Genomic DNA, 21,278 nt, shown 5'->3' on the forward strand with positions numbered 1-21,278 from the left:
GCATTAATATTAGAATTTACTTATAAACTTCTTGTATGTATGGTTAAAATAAATACAATCATTCACGCCAAACGACGTGATACCGGGTTATAAATAGATCCGGACAAGCGTCACACACCATTCGGACAGGCAGGGCATTCATGACTATCGACGGAAGTACAGCCGTTACGAATCCGACCCGCGCAGGCATTGCATTCATGAGTGCCTGGACGCTGACCGCACTCCTCCTTGGCGCTCCGGCCGCCCTGGCGGACAATCCGGACCTCAAACCAATGGCGATTTCAGCGAGTGCCACCCAAGGTGCACCGCTTACAGTCCAGGACGCCATCAAGCGCGCACTGGGACAGAACCCCATCATGCAGCAATCCCAGGCGGCGATTTCCCAGGCACAAGGCGCCATTCGCGAGGCGAATGGCAATCTGCTGCCCAAGCTGGACCTGTCCGTCGGCGCCATGGCCTCGAACAATGCCCTGAATGTCTTTGGTATGAAACTCAACCAGGGACGCGCCAACTTCAACGATTTTGGCGTACAGCAATTCTTCGCGAATGCCGGTCCCACCTTCGCGAATCTCGATGGCGCCGCCGCTACACCACCCGATGCCCTCAACCACCCGGGCTGGTATCGCAATTTCCAGACCACACTGAAACTCTCCATCCCCATCTACAACGGCGGAAAGATCCGGGACATGCGACGTCAGGCCGAAGCGTACCTGCGTGCCGCGCAATCAGGCGATGTGGCCGCCCGTCAGCAACTGATCCTGCACGTCGTTCAGGCCTATGCGGGAATCGACGCAGCCAAGGCCTTCGTCGACGTGACCCGCAGGGCCGTGGATGCGGCGCAATCCTACCTCGATCTCAGCGACCGGCTTTATAAACAAGGGGTCGTTTCCAAAAGTGACTATCTCCACGCACAGGTCAATCTCGGCGACGTGCAGTTGCGTCACCAGCAGGCCATCGACCAGCTGTCCAATGCCAAGGATGGACTCCGGATTTTGATCGGCATGGATGCGGATGAATCATTCACCGTCGACGAGATGATTCACATTCCCGCCCCCGCAGGGACGCTGTCCGAGGCACGATCGCGCGCCCTCGATCATAATCCGCAGGTCCAGGCACTCACCCAGCAGATCGATGCGGCACGCTCCGGGGTCTCAGCCGCCCGATCCGTCTACAAACCCCAATTCAATCTGGTGGCCCAGCAGGATTGGAACAGCTACAACCCCGGGTTCAAGAACGACTCCTATACGGTCGGCGGCGTCATGAGTTGGAATATTCTCGATTTCGGCGCCCGTTCGGGTCAGGTCGATCGGGCCGTGGCCGGACTGTCGGCAGCCCAGGCGCAGCAGCAGGTTGCCCAGAACCAGCTAATGAGTCAGGTGGGTGAGGTCTGGCGAGCCGCGCAACTGGCCGATCAACGCCTCCGTGTGAAACAGCTGGCCATAGGCCAGAGCGAGGAAGCCGCCCGACTGGAAAAGCTTCGATATTCGCAAGGGTTGTCCACCATGACCAACCTGCTTCAGGCCCAGGCTGAACTCGACAAGTCGCGGGCCGAATTCGTACAGGCCCAGTACGAACTTGTCCTGCAGCGAGCGAAATTGCTGCTGACCACGGGCGAACTGGAATCCGACGCCATCGGCGCGAGTCCGCTTCAGGTTTCAACCGGATCAAATCCCTCAAACAAGGTAGTCAACAGTCATGCCCGCCAATAAGCACAACGTGCCGAAGTCGCTGCAAATCGCCCCTCTTCTGTTGCTCGCGGCCAGCCTGGTTGGTTGCGGACACGATGACAGCTCGCCTCAAAAGATCTCCGAACAATCGGCACCCACCACTCTGGGCCAGACGCTGGCGGTCGAGCAGCAGACGTTGCCCGTCACGGCCATCTTTCCCGGTTCGGTGATTACCGCGGATCAAGTGTCGATTTCCTCAAGGGTCATGGGCTACGTGCATAGCGTCGACGCCCATGAAGGTCAAACCGTCAAGGCCGGGCAAACCTTGCTCACGATCGACTCCGCCGACGTCACCGGCGCCATCGATCAGGCACGCGCCAATGTCGAGAAGGCACAGGCAGGACTGAACAATGCCAAGCTCAACTACGAACGCTACCGTGCCCTCTTCCAGCAGAATGCCGTCCCCAAGCAGGTGTACGAACAGATGCAGACGGCGTACAAGGTGGCACAGAGCAATTACACCGCCGCGCAATCCGGGCTAGCCCAGGCCAAGGCGCAACTGAGCTACGTGAAGATCACGGCCCCCTTCGACGGCACGATTACCAGCCGGATGGTCGACCCCGGCCAAATGGCCTATCCCAGTGCCCCGCTGATGGTGTTGCAAGGTGGTGGGCACAAGCAGGTCGAGGTTCAGGTAAACAACCAGGCGTTTGCCACATTGAAGCTCGGCGAACCACTCACGGTTCGTTACACGGATTTCAACGGCGAACGTCATGAGTTCGCGGGTAAAGTCGAGCGCATGGTCGAGGCGAGCGACCCCATCAGCCACACCCACACCGTCAAGATCGGCGTTCCCGACAACGTCGACGTGCGCAGTGGAAACTATGTGGAGGTCACCGTCATCGTCGCCCGGGAACCCGGCCTCACCGTACCGGTGTCCGCCCTGCACAACCGAGGGGGTCTGGCGGGTGTCTTCGTGGTCGATGCCCAGAATCGCGCCTGGTTCCGGATGGTCCGCCCCGGACAGGTGATTGGCGATCGACAGGTCATTCTGGCGGGACTTCACGCCGGCGAACGCGTCGTCACCCAGTCGGATGATCGTTTGCAGAACGGCATGAAGATCAATGACCGACCCTCGACGCAGTCGCAAGAAAAAGCCGCATCATGAGTGATCATCACATGCCGCACCAAAACCCGAAGGCCGGACTGAACCTTGCCGGGAAACTCGCCTTCGGATTCCTGCATTCCAAGATCACCGCCCTGATCATGATCGCCCTCACCCTGTTCGGGTTGATGGCGTTCTTCATCACGCCCCGACTGTACAATCCCGAGATTGTCGTTCCGGGTGCCCAGATTCTGGTACAGCGCGTTGGCAACAGTGCCGCCCAGATCCAGGAGCAGGTCGTCAAGCCGCTGGAAGCCATCATGGCCGGCATCAAGGGGGTGGATCACACCTACGGCTATGCCGTCAACGACATGGGTATCGTCACCGTGGCGTTCAAGGTCGGCAGTAACGAGGAACGCAGCCTGCTGCTGCTCTACAACCAGCTCTCCCGCAACATGGACCGTCTGCCGCAGGGCACGAGCCAACCGCTGGTCAAGAGCATCGGCATCACGGATGTCCCGGTGATGACGGTGACGCTGAGTTCAGCACAGCTCGATGGCATCGCCCTGCGTGAACTGGGGGACCGTATTCTCGACCAGTTGCAGAGCGTACCCGATGTCGGTAACAGTCAGGTGATTGGCGGTCACCGCCAGATTCTCTCCGTCGCCATCGACCCGCAACGCTTGAGCAGCACGGGGATTTCCCTCGACAACGTGCTAAAACTTCTGCGTGCATCGAACGTGGTTCTGCCTGCAGGCGATCTCGTGAACAACGACACGCGGACGGCTCTACGTGTGGATGCCGCGTTCCAGAACGCCAAAGAACTTGGCGAGATCATTATCGGCGCCCATGATCAACACCCGGTCTTCCTGCGCGACGTGGCCACGATCACGCTCGCGCCGGAAGAGAACGACCAATTCTCCTACTTTGCCTACGGTCCGGGAAACGCTGAGGGTCATCGGGCGGGTGATCCTGTGCCTGCCGTCACCCTCGCCATCGGCAAACGGGCCGGCGCGAATGCCGTGACCGTCACGCAGTCCGTGCTGAAGAAACTCAAGACCATCGAGCAGCAGATGGTCCCGCAGGATGTGCATGTCACGGTCACCCGCGACTATGGCAAGCGTGCCAACGATGCCGTCAACCTGCTGATGGAACACTTGGTGATTGCCGTCCTGGTCGTGCTGATCATCCTGTTCTTCTTCCTCGGCTGGCGCGAAGCGCTGATCGTCACCTTGACCGTTCCCCTGACACTGTTCGTCGTGCTGGGCATCGGTTTCGTGATCGGCCAGACGATCAACCGGATTTCCCTTTTTGCGCTGATTCTCTCCCTGGGCCTGCTGGTGGACGCGGCGATCGTCGTGATCGAGAACATCCACAGACACATTCACGAAGGGACCGAACGATCCTTCAGCGATCTCCTGGTCCGTGCCACCAACGAAATCGGCAATCCGACGAATATCGCCACGATCGCAGTCATCCTGGCCTTCGTTCCCATGGCATTCGTCACGGGCATGATGGGTCCGTTCATGCTGCCCATTCCGATCAACGTCCCCGTGGCAATGATCGCCTCCCTGATTCTCGGCTACATCGTCGTCCCATGGACGGCCTATCGCTGGCTGGCAGGGAAAGCCAAGAAACAGATGGCCGAGCGCGAGGCGCACAAGGACGAGGTACACAAGCCGGACTGGATGCAACGCATGTACGTCACGATCGTCCGCCCCCTCTTAGGTAGCCGCGGACTGGCGCTGTTCTTCCTGTTGTTCGTCGTTGGGCTCATGGTTGCCTCCATGCTCATGCCGGCATGGCAATTCCTGCGAGCATCCGGCATGAATGGCCCGCTGAGCCCGGCTGGCGTCAGTCTCAAGATGCTGCCGGAGGGCAATGTCAGCACATTCGCGATCGAGATCGATACCCCGGCGGGTACGGCGCTTGAGGCGACTCGGCAGGTTGCCGACGACGTCGGCAAGGTCTTGGGCCAGAGCCGATACGTCACGAACTACCAGACATTCGTGGGCCGCACGGCACCCCTGACCTTCGCGGGCATGGTGCGCGGCGACATGATGCGCGTGGGCAGTAATATCGCCCAGATCCGCGTCAACCTGGTCCCCCTGCACGATCGCCCGGACACCGAGGTCGTGGCCAACCAGATCTGGCATCAACTGGACGACGTGCGCAAGCAGGTGGCACCGGCCATCGTGAAACTCTATCTCACGCCGCCGGGCCCGCCGGTCCGCGCCCAGATCCTTGCCCGGATTCATGGCCCGAACTATGACGAACTGAGAACCATTGCGGCGCAGGTCAAGACCAAGTTCAACGACATCTACGGCATGATCAACGTGGATGACAGCATTACGGCCACGGCCCCCGAATATCTCATCGAGGTCAATCGTCAGAAGGCCATGCAATCCGGGGTTGTACCCGCGCAGCTTGCCCAGCTGATCCACGAATACGTTCAGGGCACGACTGTCGGTTCGCTCCACGAGTCCCGTTCGGCGGAACCGATCGACATCGTGCTGAGGCTTCGCCCCGAAGATCGTTCCTCCATTCAGCAGATCCGCGATCTGACGATTACCGGAGCCCAGGGCAAGCAGATCCCGGTCGGCAGCCTGGTCGACATCGTCAAGTCCAGCGTGGAGAAGCCGATCATGGATCGCGATCAGCACCCGGTCGTCTACGTACAGGGTGACCTCCTCGGCAGCTCCCCCGTCTATGCCACCCTGACGCTCAACAAGTGGCTGGATGACATGCACCTGGGCGATCAGGTGACGCTGACCACCGGCAACCTTGGCTTCGTGGATACGCAACCGGACGACATCGAGAAATACCAGTTGCTCTGGGGAGGCGACATGCGGCTCACGCTGGACGTGTTCCGCGACCTGGGCGCGGCCTTCATCGTCGCACTGGTGTTCATCTACCTGCTGCTCGTGGCCTACTACCAGTCCTTCATGCTGCCGGTCATCGTCATGGGCGCGATTCCGCTGACCCTGGTCGGCATCTTCCCGGGGCACTGGATCTTCGACATGCCGTTCAACGCGACATCAATGATCGGTTTCATTGCCTTGGCGGGCGTCGTGGTGCGCAACTCGCTGCTTCTGATCGACTTCATTCTCGATTACCGCAAGCAGGGCTTCGATCTGATGGAGTCCGTGATCACGGCGGGTGCCGTGCGTTTCCGCCCCATCCTGCTGACCGCGCTGGCGATCATCTTCGGCTCCGCCGTCATGATCAGCGATCCGGTATTCGGCGGCCTGGCGGTTTCGCTGATCTTCGGCACCCTGGCCTCGACCCTGCTGACCCTGGTCGTGATTCCCATCCTGTATTACTTCTGGCAGCTGGACATGCAGATTCGCGCAGAAAGGCGATCCAGGAAGCAGGTAGCTCAGTCGTCGCACTAAGTGAAGATGCCTGCTCCGTCGCCCCGGCACCCGACTCAGGAATGCCGGGCAATCCCGTGCGGGGATGATCGGAGGCGCTGAACGCAAGCGAATCCCGCGACAAAACGCTACACTTCACAGGAATTGTCCAAGAGCCCCGAGTTAATCCCTTGAAGAGTTCCTACATGCGCGCAATCCCGGTATTCCTGGTCGTTGGTATGGTGCTTTCCGCCTGCAGCACCCTATCCCAGCCCCGATCCGATACCGCTCCACAGGCCAAGACCGGAGACGCATCACGGATGCCGCCCACGGTAGAGCAGCAAAAGGCCACCCCGATCGCGCAACTGGAAAAGGATCCGATTTATCTGATCATGGCGGCAGAACTGTCCGGCCAATCAGGACACTTGGATCAGGCCGCCGAATATTATGCTAAGGCAGCAAGCGAAACGGATGAAATCGCCATTCTCAAGCGCGCGACACAAATCGCCCTGGCTGCAAAACGATTCGATCTGGCCGCAGAAAGCGCTGCCCGCTGGTCGCGTCTTGAGCCGGACTCGGTCAAGGCCGCCGCCAGCCTGACGATTGCCGAGATTCAACTGGGACATATGGACGCAGCCGACGCAGCCCTGAGCCAATGGCTGAAGAACGACCACACCGATACCCTTTCGGCCGCCTTAAACGAACTGGGCAGCTATCTGGAAAACAACGTTCCCCATGACGTGGCGATCGCCTATACCGACCACCTCGCCACCCGCTTCCCCGATCAGGCCGACGCGCAACTTGTCGTCGCCAAGCTCAATCTGAAGTTTCAACGCAACCAAAGTGCTGTGGTTGCCGCCCGACGGGCCGTGGCATTGGACCCCCGTCGCCAATCGGCGCATGACGTGCTGATCGTCGCCCTGGGCCAAGCCAAGGATCTGGATGGGATGATCGCGGCCCTGAAGAGTGCCCTGAAGCGTTACCCGAAGACAGAGCGCTATCTCAACGGACTCATTGAAGCAGAAATCAATGCCGGCAATACACATCAAGCAGGCCGCTTGATCGAACAGGCATTGTCCCGCCACACGAAGGACCCGGTACAACTGCGGAATCTGGCATTGCTATCGCTACAGATCAACCGGCCCGCGCTGGCACGCCGAGCGCTTCAGGGGCTGATGCGGATTCCTGGACAACGCGATATTGCCAACATGCTCTTGGGTCGACTGGCTGCGCAATCCAATGAGCTGCACGGGGCCATCAAATATTTCAACAAGATCCCGCCGAACAGTGATCATTATGCCGAGGCACGGGTTCTGATGTCTGCAGCCTATGCTGAATCCGGCGACCTCACGGCTGCGTTGCAGAGTCTGGATATTGCCCTGAATCAACCCATCGACGTCGCGGACAAGCAGCGGCTGACGCTCGCCAAGGCCGGCCTGCTCGTCTCCCAGGGGCTCGATCAAGAGGCGCTGTCGATCCTGACCGATGGTTTGACGCTGTGGCCCGATGCCAGTGATCTTCAGTTGCAGCGCGCGATGCTGCTGATCAAACTCGGCCAGAGTGACAAGGCCATCGAGGACCTTCGCCATATCATCAAGAACGATCCCAACAACGCCGCGGCCTTGAATGCTCTGGGCTACACGTTGGCCGATGAAAATCGGGATCTCAAGGAAGCCTATGCGCTGATCCAGAAAGCCCTCACCTTCGATCCGGACAATAGTGCCTATCTGGACAGCCTTGGTTGGGTTCAGTACCGAATGGGGATGCTCAGCGATGCCAAGGACAACCTCGAAAAGGCATTCAAGGCCCTGCCGGATGCTGAGGTGGGCACGCATCTCGGCATCGTTCTCTGGCACCTGAACGATACGGAGGCTGCCCGGAAAATCTGGACACGCGCGATCGACCTGAACCCCAGCCTGCCCAGCCTCATCAAGACGCTTCGCCGATACGCACCTGATCTTGTACCAGCTGCCGGCGCGCATCCCTGATCCCCACCAGATAACCCAGATACCATTGATCCATGGGTACCCATACACACCAACGGCCTGGCCGGATACGGGCATACCGAACGTGGTTGCTCCCGTTCATCGCCCTCTTGTTTTTATCCGGCTGCGCCACCCTCCCGACATCGACCACGCCCCGCAGCCAAGCCGAGCAGACTCGTCTCGAATCTGCTTGGCATCGTCATGAGGCACAGATCAGGAACATAGCCAATTGGCAATGTATCGGTCGCGCCGCAGTACGAACCGGCATAAAAGGAGGATCAGTCTCACTGGACTGGCGACAAACCGGCGATGTCACCGATGTTCGCCTGAGCGCGCCGCTGAACCAGGGTTCCGTCGAACTCCTGGGCAACGCGGCACTCATGGTCATCAAGGACGCCGAAGGCAACCAGCGCTACACGAACGACCCTACCCGGACTCTGGAAGAACTGACGGGCTGGCAAATCCCCGTGCTCGCCATTCCGGACTGGATCCGAGGCCTGCCCCACGGCAGCAATGCCCGGTATACCCTCGACGACCATGGTCGGCTTGCCAGCCTGACTGATGCAGGCTGGACGATCAGTTATGAACACTATGAATTGATCGATGGCCGGGCATATCTCCCCATGCGCCTGACCCTGGAGCGCGGCGATATTCGACTGAGGCTCGCCCTGGAACAATGGTCGCTCTCTGCCGCAACCGGCACAGCTCACCCCTGAGTGATTCAACGGATGCCCCAAACCCCGCCAACCACCGGAAAACACACCCTCCCCTGGCTAGCACCTACCAAGCTGAATCTATTTCTGCACATCATCGGCCGGATCGAAACCCCGCCCTTTGCCGGATATCACGAACTACAGACCTATTTTCAACTGATCAATTACGGCGATCGGCTGATGTTTACCCCCACGGACACGCCCGGTACGCAAATCATCTGGACACCCGGGGAGGAATCCATCGCACACAAGCCCGCTCGGATGGAAGATGATCTGATCCATCGGGCTGCGGCCCTGCTGCAAGCCAGACGCCCCTCGCGTGGCCGGGCGAATAAGGGTATGCAGATCACCCTGCAGAAGAATGCCCCGGTCGGCGGCGGGATGGGCGGCGGATCCTCGGCCGCGGCAACCACCCTCATTGCGTTGAACCACTACTGGGAACTGGATATCGAGCGGGAAGAGCTCCAGGAAATTGGCCTCACGCTCGGCGCGGACGTCCCCGTATTCATCGAGGGAAGGAGCGCCTGGGCTGAGGGCATCGGCGAGCGGTTGACGCCCCTGCCCAGCCCCGTGGCCGATCAGTGGTTCGTTATTGTCGTCCCCGACGCATCGAGTTGGACCCAGAAACTCTTCGCCCACCCCGAGCTGCCACGATCGACCCCCAGACAACGCCCGGAAACGCTGCTGCCCGACTGGCAGAAGAACGGATTCAACGCATTCGAACGGATCCTGTTGGAAGACGCCCCCACCATCCGTCGTTGTTTCGACGCGTTGCAGCGCGAAGCAGGTTTTGCGCGGATCACGGGCAGTGGTGCCTGTCTCTTCGCGCCGGTGCCGGATCGGGCGGAAGGAAAACGCATCGCCGAACGAATTCGGCAAAACACGCCGGAAATCAAACGGGTGATTATCGCCCCCGCATTGAGGAACCCAATTTCAGCGGACTCGGGGGTAAAAAATATATGAAAAAAATGCCGCAAAACCCTTGGCAAAGCCCGATCCCTTGGTTAAGATGCGCACCTCTTTCGTTTGGGCCGTCGCCAAGTTGGTTAAGGCACTGGATTTTGATTCCAGCATACCAAGGTTCGAATCCTTGCGGCCCAGCCAAACAATCGGCAGAACGATGACACTCCAAAGAACACTGATGGTATTTTCGGGAAACGCGAACCGGGCACTGGCCGAACGTGTTGTCGAAAGCCTTGATATCCAGCTCGGCCAAGCCACAGTTTCCCGCTTCAGCGATGGCGAAAGCTTCGTCGAAATCCTGGAAAATGTTCGCGGACGTGACGTCTTCATCGTTCAGCCAACCTGCGATCCAACCAACGACAACATCATGGAACTCATGGTGATGGTCGATGCGTTGCGCCGCGCCTCCGCCTACCGTATCACGGCGGTTATCCCCTACTACGGCTACTCCCGTCAGGATCGCCGCGTACGGTCGGCCCGTGTGCCGATCAGCGCCAAGGTCGTGGCCAACATGCTGCAAAGCGTTGGCGTCGACCGCATCCTGACCGTCGACCTCCATGCCGATCAGATCCAGGGCTTCTTCGACATCCCCGTCGACAACGTCTATGCCTCCCCCATCCTGCTGGGCGACATCTGGCGCCAGAAGCATTCCGACCTGATCGTCGTCTCGCCGGATGTGGGCGGTGTCGTCCGGGCGCGCGCCGTCGCCAAGCGACTGGACGACTCCGATCTGGCCATCATCGACAAACGTCGTCCGCGCCCGAACGTCTCCCAAGTGATGCATATCATCGGTGAAGTACGCGACAAGACCTGCATCATCGTCGACGACATGGTCGACACCGCCGGCACCCTCTGCAAGGCGGCGAATGCGCTGAAAAAGCATGGTGCCAAGAAAGTCGTCGCCTATGCGACCCACGCCATTCTCTCCGGCGCCGCGATCGACAACATCGAAGGCTCCGACCTCGATGAACTGGTCGTGACCGATACCATCCCGCTCAAACCGGAAGCCGAGCAATGCAGCCGCATTCGCGTGCTCTCCGTGGCCGGGATGCTGGCCGAGACGATTCGCCGTATCCATACGGACGAATCCGTCAGTTCGCTCTACAACGACTGACCCCACCTGCCGCCCAAATACTGGATTTGGGCACCATGATCCTTTATAATTCCGCGCCTTGGTTTTTCGCCTCGAAATAACGCGAGCCAAGGTTGGGCCTGCTTGGTCGCGAGCGGCCCTCAACGTCCGCGGGTTGATTCCCCGAGGGACGAATCATCATTATTTGGAGTTATCTCATGTCTCAAGAAACTTTTGCACTCGACGCCGTGCGTCGTGACGATCAGGGGAAAGGTGCGAGCCGCCGCCTGCGTCGCGCTGGCAGCATCCCGGCCATCGTATACGGTGGTGAAGAAGCCCCCGTAGCGGTCACCATCAGCCACAACGAAATCCTCAAGCACCTCGAGCACGAAGCCTTCTATTCGCACGTGCTCGATCTGTCGATCGATGGTGCCGTGACCAAGGTCATCCTGCGCGACCTGCACCGCCACCCGTACAAGCCGACGATCCTGCATGCCGATTTCCAGCGCGTTTCCGCCACGCAATCACTGCGCGTCAGCGTCCCGCTGCACTTCGTGAACAAGGACACCTCTGTCGGCGCGAAATCCGGTGGCGTGGTCAACGTGATCCTGACGGAAGTTGAAGTCGATTGCACCGCTGCCAACCTGCCGGAATTCATCGAAGTCGACATGAAGAACCTTGACGTCAACGAATCCATTCACCTGAGTCAGATCGTTCTGCCGGCCGGTGTGAAGATTCATGCACTGGCCCTGGGCGCCGACCACGACGTACCCGTGGTTGCCATTCATCCGTCCAAGCTGGACAAGTCCATCGAACCGGAACCGGAAGCCTAATCATACCGGTCAACCGTAGAGCCCGGTGCTATTGCCCGGGCCCTGCAACACCGACATCAACCCCGTCCGCCCTACATTCAACTACATGAATGATGCGCGGCGGGGTTTTTTGCATTCATTGCCGGGCGGCGATACACGCACCGACATACCTAAATACCGTCCACAGACGTATCCGACATGCAGGATAAACGCATATAGCGGATAATTCCCGGAGTATCAGTCTTACTCAGGCGGTACCTGTCATCACGGAGAACCCGCCACGGCGGAACCTTTATAATTACTGACTCACACCACGTTATGCATATTCAACTCGTTGTCGGCCTGGGCAACCCGGGCAGCAAATACGAAGACACGCGACACAATGCGGGCTTCTGGTTCGTGGACGAACTCTGTCGCCAAATGAACGGCCATTTTGCCCACGAAAGCAAATTCCATGGCGATCTGGCACGGGTAAGCTACCGATCCGCCGACCGTCGGATGCTCAAACCGCAGACCTTCATGAATCTTTCCGGCAAGTCGGTGGCCGCACTGGCCAATTTCTACAAGATACCCCCCGAGGAAATACTTGTCGTCCATGACGAACTGGATCTCCCCCCCGGCAAGATGAAACTCAAGCAAGGCGGTGGCCATGGTGGACACAATGGCCTCAAGGACATTCAGGCGCAGTTGGGTAGTGCCAATTTCTGGCGCCTGCGTCTGGGCATCGGTCATCCGGGACATCGGGATCTGGTCGTCGGATTCGTTCTGACCAAACCACCGGCCAGCGAGCGTAAACTGATCGATGCGACCATCGATCACGCCCTACGGGAATATCCCAGTCTTCTGGAAGGGGGAGATCAACTGGCCATGCAGGCAGTCAACAGTTTTACAGCCCCCTGAAGGAACGCATTCGCCCCTTGGCGCAACCAGCCATGCGGATAACCCGTACTTCGCGTACCATACGCCCCCAAATTGCTCAATTCATGTCTTTAGGAGACACAGTCCATGGGTTTCAACTGCGGTATCGTCGGCCTGCCCAACGTCGGTAAATCCACCTTGTTCAATGCGCTGACCAAGGCCAATATTCAGGCCGAGAACTATCCGTTCTGCACCATCGAACCCAATGTCGGCATCGTGGGCATGCCCGATCCCCGGCTCGATCAACTGGCAGAAATCGTGAAACCCGAGCGTGTCGTACCGACCACCATGGAGTTCGTGGACATCGCCGGTCTCGTCAAGGGCGCCTCCAAGGGCGAAGGACTTGGAAACCAATTCCTGACCAACATCCGCGAAACCGACGCGATTGCCCAGGTGGTGCGCTGCTTCGAGAACGACGACATCATTCACGTGGCCGGCAAGGTCGACCCGCTGGCGGACATCGAAATCATCAACACGGAACTGGTCCTGTCCGATCTCGATTCCGTCACCCGGAACCTGGAACGCGCCGTCAAGGCCAGCAAATCCGGCGTCAACAAGGAAGCCATCGCGCGCAAGGAAGTGCTCGAGAAAATCCAGGTCGGTCTGAACGACGTCAAGCCGATCCGGGCATTAGGCCTTTCCGCCGACGAACTGGCCGTCGTACGCGATCTTCAGCTCCTGACCGCCAAACCGATCATGTATATCGCCAACGTCAATGAAGACGGCTTCACCAACAATCCCTATCTCGAAGCGGTGCAGAAGCATGCGGCTGCCGAAGGCGCCCCCGTCGTGCCCGTGTGTGCGACGATTGAAGCGGAAATCATGCAGTTGGACGACAGCGAGCGGGATGAGTTTCTGTCAGAGATGGGCCTGGAAGAGCCCGGTCTGAACCGGGTGATTCGCGCAGGCTACCAGTTGCTCGGCCTGCAGACCTATTTCACGGCAGGCGTGAAGGAAGTCCGTGCCTGGACCATCCATAAAGGCGACACCGCCCCCCAGGCGGCCGGCGTCATCCACACGGACTTCGAACGCGGATTCATCCGGGCGCAGACGATCGCCTTCGACGACTTCATCCAGTACAAAGGGGAAGCCGGCGCCAAGGAAGCGGGCAAGATGCGTGCGGAAGGCAAGGAATATGTCGTCAAGGATGGGGACGTCCTGAACTTCCTCTTCAACGTCTAAGCCGACAGGGCAACGCTCGAAGGACCGTCCTGGCGTGCCCCGCTCCCACAGCGGGGCATGCCGCCCCTAAACCACCTCCTTAACCCGTCTGGGTCACCTGGAACTGCCCCACGAGCTGATGCAGCTTGTTCGCGGTATGCCGCACCTGTTCCGTGCTGGACTGTAGCCCGCTGATCGACGCGTTCATCTCGGTCGTAATCACGGATACGTCGCGAATCGTCGTACTGTACTGCTTGCTGCCGGAATCGATACGCTTGATGCTGTCGAACATACTCTGCACGATGTCGTGCAATTCGGAATTGCCGGATGAAGCCTCCTCTGCCAGACGCAGACTCTGATCGACCCCGCCGACGCCCTTCTGCATGAAGGCGACGGCCTGTTGCGTTTCCTTCTGGATGCGCTCGATCATCTCGCGAATATCATGCGTTGCCGTTGCCGTTCGGGATGCGAGATCCCGCACCTCCGCCGCAACCACGGAGAAGCCACGGCCATGCTCTCCGGCCCGTGCCGCTTCGATGGCCGCATTGAGCGCCAGCAGATTGGTCTGATCGGCGATCTCTGCGATCACCTGCACGATGTTGCCAATCTCGGCGGTCCGATTATCCAGCGAATGAACCGTACGCGCCGAGGTATCCACCACATCCCGGATGGCCTGCGTCCCTGCCCGAACGGACTCGAACTGAATCTTTGCATCGGAAACCACCTGATCGAGTGCCTGTTTCATCTGCTCGGCCGTCATGGCGGATTGCTCGATTTCCTTGAGCTGCGTCTCGACAAGCACCAGCATTTCCCGGGCGGCATCCGATACGGCATTGGAAATCTTCAATACATCGCCATTCCGCGACAGCATTTGCTCGTTGGTCTGCTTGACCTCACCCGCCGCAAAGATGACCTGACCGACAATACCATCAAGATTGTCGATGAAACTGTTGATCCAGCGGCCCATATCCCCGCTTTCGTCGGCCGACATCCGCTGCGTATCCAGACGTTGTCTCAGGTTCCCCTCCCCTTCGGCAATGGTTCGGATGACTTCGGTCATTTCGTTCATGCGTTTGGACAACATGGCAGGCCCCATCGCATAAAAGGCCCAGGAACCCATCAACATCACGAAAACGCTCAGAATGTCGTCCACGAAACGCGGGAGAAAAGCGATATTTTGTACGCCAACCACACCACCGATCATCGCCGCGGTTACACCGATAAAGAGCTTCATCTGACGGACACTGATCGAGCGGCGACGGTAGACCTCGGCCAGGTCGGCCTCACACATCATGCCCCAGCGATCGATGGAACCCGGCATCTGAAAGGTCACCCCCTTGCCGATAACGGGTATATGCCGATAGTCGGAATACCCCGGATAGGTGACAAAGAGGTTTTCCCCATTCCGAATCGTCTCCCGAACGCCGGGATGCAACTGACCGGTTGCCGGATCGGTAAATCGAAGCTCCAATTCCGTATGATTCTGAATACGTACCGTGCCCCATGCCGTATGCACGCCGCTTTTCAGATTTTCACCATGGGCAAAGGTATTGTCCTCGAATCGCGAACGGGACAGGGCCGTGCCGGCATGAATCGTCGGATTGAACCGGGATTCCACCATGAAAAGATAGTTGTCGCCCGACTCCGGATAGATATGACCGGCTTCGCGCTGAATCAGATCGCCGATCACATCGTTGGGAACCCGCGCACAGAGCATGCCGACCACCTTGCCATCCTGGTAAATCGGCTGGTAGAACATCAGGGTCACCGCGTCGTGAAATCGTGAAGAAGAGGGTCCGATATCCAGCGTCGCAGGATCGACGTAAGGACCATGAAGAAATGGCCCCTTCATACCCAACTCTAAGGCTTTCAGATCCGTCATCTTCGTACCCTGACGTCGGGTCGTGCTCGACACCAGCACCACACCGGTACGATCTATCACGAACAACTCGGAAATATCGGGCAGGGACGCCCGCTTTTCCTGAAAGGTATTCGGTAACACATCGGGAAACTGGCTAGACAATTCAGCTGCAATGTGACTGAGTTGCAACCAATGGTTTTCCGCCCAGAATTGCAGGATTTTCACACGTGTCGAGGCAATGCTCTCGAAAGTCTTCTCGATGACCGGATACATCTGACGATTCAAGTAGCAAGACCATTTCAGGGAAAACTTCCCGTTCGCCCCAAACCAGGGCAACCAACCGCGCTCGGCACGCGACAGATTCATGGATTCGCTTTTAAGGGGCATCGTCATTCGCTCTCACTGGTCAAAATAAATAAGCATATAAGCAAATTCTAAGCCAGCCGAGGTCAAAAAAACCAACACCGGAATATTATTCACAAAACCAATTGGATAGACGATTGTACAAGTGGGTCTTGACCACAACAAAGTTGGCAGAGCTTGAGTTCGACCCGTGTAAAAGACAACCAGCGCACTCCTGTGGTGCGCCTAAAAATTTAGCGCACCAATATGGTCGCCTACCCGGAGGTTTCGATAAGAGGAACATTTAGACAGGCGTATCCGATCTGGCTCGCACGGCATCAATGACCATCTTGCCAATGTTCCGATCGATCAATGGTGCGGACTCGGGAACGGTCCGGCATAAGCGCATGGCCTGGTGCCCGATTCGAAGGGAATAGAGCGCGACGCCAACGCCCTGCCCGGCCCGAACGCCAACCTGCAGGAGGACATTGGAAAGCCAGGTCTGGCTGACGGAATCGAGCATCGTTTCCGTCACGGTCGTAAAGGCGATATTACGGAGGATCAATTGGTACAGATGCCATCGCGCGGGCGCTGACAACCGTAGTCCGTACATGGCGGCCACCCGCTCGACCATGGCGATGTTTCGCCAGGCGACAAGCAACAGATCAAGGGCGGGATAGGGACTGGCGGCGATGAACACCCCGGTTCGGACTGACTCGCGCCGGATCAATTGGGCGGCCTCCCGATCCATCGGTAGATACCAGGTGTTCATGTGCTGGGCCAACTCATCCACATGCCAACTGGCATCAACTTCAGCCAAATGTGCCGACAAGTTAGTCCGCAGCCGGCTACGTCGGTAGATTTCGTCCATTTCGACAACGATCGGGGATACCGAATCCCCCGATTCCGCCGAGGTTTCGAGCATTTGACGGATACGGTGCTGCATCGCGCCGATTCGATCCAGTTTGCCGCGGGCCCGTCTGGCGCGCACGAACAACAGCAACAGGCCCACCATCACGCCAACGCCGATCAGCGCAAAACCGCCACCCAGCCAGGGGCTGATCGACCAGCTCCACAGCGTTCCCTGCAACCATTGCAGCATCAACCAGGCAACGATCGCCACTGTCACCAAGCTGAAAAGCCACGAAGAACGATGTTGCGGCAACAACGGTTCGGGCGCCGCATCCCATTCCTCATCCATCCGCATCTGGGCGACATCGACTTCCGGAACATCATCCCCTGACTGGTGGACCGTGGTTTTCAAACGAATGGGCTGATCGTGCGCGTTGTTAGCCATACATCTATTCCTTCAGCAGAAAAGCCAACAACTGATCGATTCGACGGCTGGGGAAGACCTGAACGCGATCGAGTCCGCCGGGCGGCGCAAGCTGCGGGAGTTCATCAATTTTCAGATTGAGGTTGTGGGGCATCGTATTCGGCAGGGTTGGCGGCGTGAAACGGATTTTCTCGCCACTGCGCTTATCCCGACCAATCAAACTGGCCGTGTTGCCGGATTCGACAAGCTGGGCCGACTGCACCGCTGCAACGGCCATGACCTTGAGCTCGATTGATTCCGCGGCCAGACGCTGGACGGTTTCATAGAGATAGGACTCCATCAGCGATTGCAGCCGTTTCTGATCTTCGGGCAGCAAATGATCGATCTTGGTGGCGCATACCGCCACACGGCGGATCCGCTTACGAAACAGCTGCGCGAGCCAGTTGCCCCGCTGATAACGGAATGGCCGCAGGACCCCTTCGAGTGCAGCACGCATGTCCTTCAATGCATCGGGACCTGCAGACATGGCACCAAGCAGATCGATCAGGATCACCTGAGCATCAAGATCCCGAAAATGCCGGTCGAAAAACGGTTTGGCCTGGTGTAGCCGATAATGATTGAAATTCACCTGGCAAACGGCGCCCCAGGAACCTTCGGGAAACCGCCCCTCCCCGCCTCCGCCCTCAGTCACTGTCTGGGCGAACAAGGGTACGAATGGGTGATCCCCCCCATCGAAATCCCGGCCATGGATCAGGAATCGCCCAGGTAGATTCTGACTCAACTGATGTGGAGCGATCCGACAGGTGCCCAGAAAGTCGGCCCAGCGCGCCTGAAGCTCGTTGAGCGCATCCATATCGACCGGGGAATACGGATCGATCGCCGTTAACGCAGCGATCAATTCACTGCCGAGCGTCCGACGCGGATCCAGTGCCGACCACGTCCACAGCGCGCGACAGAAATCGGAATAGGACCAATCGATCAACATCAGATCAAGCAACCACTCACCGGGATAATCGAACAGCTCGATGATACGTTTGGTCGGCTTCAGAGAATACCAGGGGCGCGCCATCGTGATCTCGATACGCGCGATGGACCAGTCGGTTGTCGATGCCGGCCAATGCGGTGGCTGATTCGTCAGGGCAAGGAGCCCCGCGTCGTAGTCGAAGGCACGCTCACCGCCCCGTAACCAATGCCCATGGACCATGAGCCCCAGTTCTGCGCGTGCCGCCAGGGAACCTCGCCGGAGATTTTCGAGATGATTAATCAGGCTCGTGATCAGGGTGGACTTGCCTGCCTGGGAAAGACCGGTTACGCCGATCCGGGTCACAGGTGTTTGACGAGCGAGGAAAGAGTCGGTCAAAGCGTACCAGCCTCGAGTGTGAAGACGGATCGCCCATCTTACGCGTCGAAGCCAGGTTTCCCTAATGACGGATATCTCGAAGCGACGCCGTTGCCCGGATCAAAATCCGCACTATCCGGGCTACAAATCCGTCCAGTTGATATCGCAGCAAACCACCTTGATCCCGTGATGGGGCACGTGAGGACGTGCGTAGGAAATCGTTCGACACAAGTTGCCGCCGGCCACCGAAAGATAGGGTCGACTGATTTGAACGATTCCAGGCTCGATCATGGCCCGACGGAAATAAGGCCGTTTCGCCCAACTGGCACCCTTGGCCTTGGCCAGGGGCCGGAAACGGTTCTTGATGGAGGAAGGCGCGAAGATGCCGTTAACGGTATCCCCCTGCTGACGGCCGTCACCATCCAGAACGAAAACGCGCGCAACCATCTTCATGGACAGGATGGCCTGAGCAGCCACTTCCAACGGGACGTTGCGTTCCAGCGCCACCAACATGTCCTCGAATCGCTCCGTCACAGACATGATCTGTTGGTGAAGCAGATTGTCGACCCGATCGGCTTCCAATGTTGAGGCCGCCAGCCCGGCCGACAGGAAATCCCGATTGAAGGGTTCGTCCTGAGCGATCAGCGCCGGACGCGCCAGACCAAACCCTTGCAACAGATCAACACCCGCACTCAATGCCAGTTCGAGCTGCCTCGAGGTTTCGATGCCTTCCTGCAGCACCAGGCTGCCCGCTTCGTGAATCATGGCCACCAGGGAGGGCAACGTCCGTTGAGCACGTACGGACTGCTCGGCCTCGAGAATCAGACTACGATCCAGTTTGACGATGTCGGCATCGATACGCCACAGACGCGTGAACTGGGAACCGCCAACGCCGAAATCATCCAGTGCAACCAGGCAGCCGAGCGATCGATACAAGGCAATGGCGTCGTTTAGCAGCAGCTCGTCGGGCAATTCGGCCTCGACAATTTCAATCACGACCTGCCAGCCATCGATCTTAAGCTGCTGAAGAATCTGAGCAAAAAAGGCACCGAACTGATGGCCGTGCATGGCCACCATGGGATGGACATTGAGAAACAGCCACCGTGGACTCAGGTCGGCGTGGGCGAAATTTCCCAGGTGTATTTCCCGGCACACCCGGTCGACGGCGACCAACGACTCGATGTCGAATACCGAATTGAACAGATCGGCCGGCGACACCACTTCACCCGCGTTATTGGTGACGCGCGCCAAACCTTCGTACCCCACCACGCGCTGGTGTGCCACGCTGATGACCGGCTGGAATGCTGAACGCACGACAAAATGATCGCAGTGCGCGATACGCTGCCCATCCGGTTCAATCTTGATGCGGGGATTCATCGAATAACACGACCTCTAAAATTGCGTTGGGAAAAGCAAGACTCAAGCCAAGTATGCTCTTTTCCAACGCTGTCCAGCGCACTGCTCTGGACAGGGGTTAATAATTCAACAGGTTAAGCGTAATACCGGCCAAATCAATCATGATTCCCTGATGCATCTATAACTTAAGTACACATTTACCCGAGGGGAAAATGATCACAATGCCTGATGATCGCACAGTTAACGAACACGATTGGACCCTAGGCGCAAAGTAATGCACCAATATTGCTCATCGAAGCGACGCAACCATTGAATTTGCTACCCGTTCCGGAATGCTATAATAAATCAGTAGGTTACTTGCGGTTTATTAGTCATGACTAAAACCGGACCAGCCCGACACGAATTCTTGGAATACTTGCCACATGACCACGCCCGAAGCGCGCCTTCTCCGTCGAGTTACCACCGCCTCAGTCACCGTTGCCGTCGTTCTGATTGCCCTGAAACTGGCCGCCACACTCAGTACCAATGCGATCAGTCTGATGGCATCACTGATCGACTCCACCATGGATCTGTTTGCTTCGCTCGTGACACTGATCGCCGTCCGCATTGCCCTTCAACCGCCCGATGAGGATCATCGATTCGGTCACGGAAAGGCGGAACCGCTGGCTGCGCTCGCTCAGGCCACATTCATCGCCGGATCCGGCGCATTTCTGTTTCTCGAAGCCATACAGCGTTTGATCCGCCCCCAACCCATCGACGCCGCGGATCTCGGCATTATGGTGATGCTCGTGTCGATGCTCACCACTGCCGGTCTGGTGTTATTCCAGCGCTATGTCATCCGCAAGACACGCTCACCGGCCATCAAGGCCGATGCCGCGCACTATACTGCTGACTTTCTCATCAATGCCGCCACGATCGCGGCGCTTTGGATCGCCCATCAGGGTATCGAATGGATCGATCCCATCTTCGGCGCCATTGTTGGTGGATTCGTCCTGTTCAGCGCCTGGCAGGTCGGTCGCGCGGCTTTGGATCAACTCATGGATCGCGAAGTGCTCGATGGCAGTGAATCGCGGATTCACGATCTGGCCACCGCTCACCCGAGCGTGCATGCCGCCGACCATATCCGTACCCGGATGGCGGGCCGCACGATGATCATTCAACTCTACATCTATCTCGACAACCACCTCGATCTCGCCAATGCGCATGTCATTGGCGACGAAGTCGCAGCGAATATTCAGAAAGGCTTTCCCGGAGCTGATGTCCTGATCCACGAGGAACCCTATCATCCTGAAACGGCACCGCATATTTGACCTGTCCCGTCAGAGGTCTACAATACTCAGAAACACCTCAGCGGA

15 protein-coding genes and 1 tRNA gene are annotated in these 21,278 nt (G+C 58.2%); 12 read left to right on the plus strand and 4 right to left on the minus strand.

What is annotated here, in order from left to right:
- The first annotated feature begins 197 nt into the window (after window positions 1-197).
- The 11 genes from A9404_RS03055 (at window position 198) to ychF (ending at window position 13,770) form a co-directional block, all read left to right on the plus strand.
- On the plus strand, window positions 198-1,709 hold the full coding sequence (locus tag A9404_RS03055) for a TolC family protein (protein WP_066098559.1): 1,512 nt from the start codon (window positions 198-200) through the stop codon (window positions 1,707-1,709).
- Window positions 1,696-2,835 carry an efflux RND transporter periplasmic adaptor subunit gene (locus A9404_RS03060; protein ID WP_066098561.1) on the plus strand — a complete coding sequence of 380 codons (1,140 nt, stop codon included), beginning with the start codon at window positions 1,696-1,698 and terminating at the stop codon, window positions 2,833-2,835. Before A9404_RS03055 ends, A9404_RS03060 begins: the two co-directional genes overlap by 14 nt.
- A complete protein-coding gene (locus A9404_RS03065) occupies window positions 2,832-6,167 on the plus strand; it encodes an efflux RND transporter permease subunit (protein WP_082922692.1) in 3,336 nt (1,111 codons plus the stop codon). The genes A9404_RS03060 and A9404_RS03065 overlap by 4 nt, the downstream gene beginning before the upstream one ends.
- A gap of 164 nt (window positions 6,168-6,331) precedes the next feature.
- Window positions 6,332-8,113, plus strand: a complete 1,782-nt coding sequence (locus tag A9404_RS03070) for a tetratricopeptide repeat protein (protein WP_066098564.1) — start codon at window positions 6,332-6,334, stop codon at window positions 8,111-8,113.
- Between the two features lie 86 nt (window positions 8,114-8,199).
- The gene (lolB, locus tag A9404_RS03075; protein ID WP_066098566.1) at window positions 8,200-8,826 is read left to right on the plus strand and encodes a lipoprotein insertase outer membrane protein LolB; all 627 of its coding nucleotides are present in this window, start codon (window positions 8,200-8,202) and stop codon (window positions 8,824-8,826) included.
- Window positions 8,827-8,838: 12 nt separating this feature from the next.
- Window positions 8,839-9,786: a 4-(cytidine 5'-diphospho)-2-C-methyl-D-erythritol kinase gene (ispE, locus tag A9404_RS03080; RefSeq protein WP_066098568.1), complete on the plus strand. Its 948-nt coding sequence runs from the start codon at window positions 8,839-8,841 to the stop codon at window positions 9,784-9,786.
- A gap of 64 nt (window positions 9,787-9,850) precedes the next feature.
- Window positions 9,851-9,927, plus strand: a tRNA-Gln gene (locus A9404_RS03085).
- A gap of 16 nt (window positions 9,928-9,943) precedes the next feature.
- Window positions 9,944-10,900, plus strand: coding sequence for a ribose-phosphate diphosphokinase (locus A9404_RS03090; protein WP_066098570.1), 957 nt, complete (start codon window positions 9,944-9,946; stop codon window positions 10,898-10,900).
- Window positions 10,901-11,076: 176 nt separating this feature from the next.
- Window positions 11,077-11,691: a 50S ribosomal protein L25/general stress protein Ctc gene (locus A9404_RS03095; protein WP_066098572.1), complete on the plus strand. Its 615-nt coding sequence runs from the start codon at window positions 11,077-11,079 to the stop codon at window positions 11,689-11,691.
- Window positions 11,692-11,988: 297 nt separating this feature from the next.
- Complete coding sequence (pth, locus tag A9404_RS03100) at window positions 11,989-12,570, plus strand: aminoacyl-tRNA hydrolase (RefSeq protein WP_066098574.1); 582 nt, start codon at window positions 11,989-11,991, stop codon at window positions 12,568-12,570.
- Window positions 12,571-12,675: 105 nt separating this feature from the next.
- Window positions 12,676-13,770, plus strand: coding sequence for a redox-regulated ATPase YchF (ychF, locus tag A9404_RS03105; protein ID WP_066098576.1), 1,095 nt, complete (start codon window positions 12,676-12,678; stop codon window positions 13,768-13,770).
- A 79-nt stretch (window positions 13,771-13,849) separates the two neighbouring features.
- On the opposite strand, the gene A9404_RS03110 is transcribed toward ychF, so the two are convergent.
- The 4 genes from A9404_RS03110 to A9404_RS03125 form a co-directional block, all read right to left on the minus strand.
- Window positions 13,850-16,003 (minus strand): methyl-accepting chemotaxis protein, encoded by a 2,154-nt coding sequence (locus A9404_RS03110; protein ID WP_082922694.1) that lies wholly within the window; start codon window positions 16,001-16,003, stop codon window positions 13,850-13,852.
- Between the two features lie 253 nt (window positions 16,004-16,256).
- Entirely contained in the window at window positions 16,257-17,249 is a 993-nt protein-coding gene (locus tag A9404_RS03115; RefSeq protein ID WP_066098578.1) for a DUF697 domain-containing protein, read from the minus strand.
- A 4-nt stretch (window positions 17,250-17,253) separates the two neighbouring features.
- Complete coding sequence (locus A9404_RS03120; RefSeq protein ID WP_197490411.1) at window positions 17,254-18,588, minus strand: YcjX family protein; 1,335 nt, start codon at window positions 18,586-18,588, stop codon at window positions 17,254-17,256.
- A 120-nt stretch (window positions 18,589-18,708) separates the two neighbouring features.
- Window positions 18,709-19,944, minus strand: a complete 1,236-nt coding sequence (locus A9404_RS03125) for a sensor domain-containing phosphodiesterase (protein WP_066098582.1) — start codon at window positions 19,942-19,944, stop codon at window positions 18,709-18,711.
- A 401-nt stretch (window positions 19,945-20,345) separates the two neighbouring features.
- On the opposite strand from A9404_RS03125, the gene A9404_RS03130 reads away from it, so the two are divergent.
- Complete coding sequence (locus A9404_RS03130; RefSeq protein ID WP_066098585.1) at window positions 20,346-21,233, plus strand: cation diffusion facilitator family transporter; 888 nt, start codon at window positions 20,346-20,348, stop codon at window positions 21,231-21,233.
- The last annotated feature ends 45 nt before the right edge of the window (window positions 21,234-21,278 follow it).

Source organism: Halothiobacillus diazotrophicus (assembly GCF_001663815.1).
GTDB classification, from domain to species: domain Bacteria; phylum Pseudomonadota; class Gammaproteobacteria; order Halothiobacillales; family Halothiobacillaceae; genus Halothiobacillus; species Halothiobacillus diazotrophicus.

Excerpts from the sequence above, each read along its gene's own strand:
- A9404_RS03055 (WP_066098559.1), top strand. The coding sequence starts at position 198 with ATGAGTGCCTGGACGCTGACCGCACTCCTCCTTGGCGCTCCGGCCGCC.
- A9404_RS03060 (WP_066098561.1), top strand. The coding sequence starts at position 1,696 with ATGCCCGCCAATAAGCACAACGTGCCGAAGTCGCTGCAAATCGCCCCT.
- A9404_RS03065 (WP_082922692.1), top strand. The coding sequence starts at position 2,832 with ATGAGTGATCATCACATGCCGCACCAAAACCCGAAGGCCGGACTGAAC.
- A9404_RS03070 (WP_066098564.1), top strand. The coding sequence starts at position 6,332 with ATGCGCGCAATCCCGGTATTCCTGGTCGTTGGTATGGTGCTTTCCGCC.
- ispE (WP_066098568.1), top strand. The coding sequence starts at position 8,839 with ATGCCCCAAACCCCGCCAACCACCGGAAAACACACCCTCCCCTGGCTA.
- A9404_RS03090 (WP_066098570.1), top strand. The coding sequence starts at position 9,944 with ATGACACTCCAAAGAACACTGATGGTATTTTCGGGAAACGCGAACCGG.
- A9404_RS03095 (WP_066098572.1), top strand. The coding sequence starts at position 11,077 with ATGTCTCAAGAAACTTTTGCACTCGACGCCGTGCGTCGTGACGATCAG.
- pth (WP_066098574.1), top strand. The coding sequence starts at position 11,989 with ATGCATATTCAACTCGTTGTCGGCCTGGGCAACCCGGGCAGCAAATAC.
- ychF (WP_066098576.1), top strand. The coding sequence starts at position 12,676 with ATGGGTTTCAACTGCGGTATCGTCGGCCTGCCCAACGTCGGTAAATCC.
- A9404_RS03110 (WP_082922694.1), bottom strand. The coding sequence starts at position 16,003 with ATGACGATGCCCCTTAAAAGCGAATCCATGAATCTGTCGCGTGCCGAG.
- A9404_RS03115 (WP_066098578.1), bottom strand. The coding sequence starts at position 17,249 with ATGGCTAACAACGCGCACGATCAGCCCATTCGTTTGAAAACCACGGTC.
- A9404_RS03125 (WP_066098582.1), bottom strand. The coding sequence starts at position 19,944 with ATGAATCCCCGCATCAAGATTGAACCGGATGGGCAGCGTATCGCGCAC.
- A9404_RS03130 (WP_066098585.1), top strand. The coding sequence starts at position 20,346 with ATGACCACGCCCGAAGCGCGCCTTCTCCGTCGAGTTACCACCGCCTCA.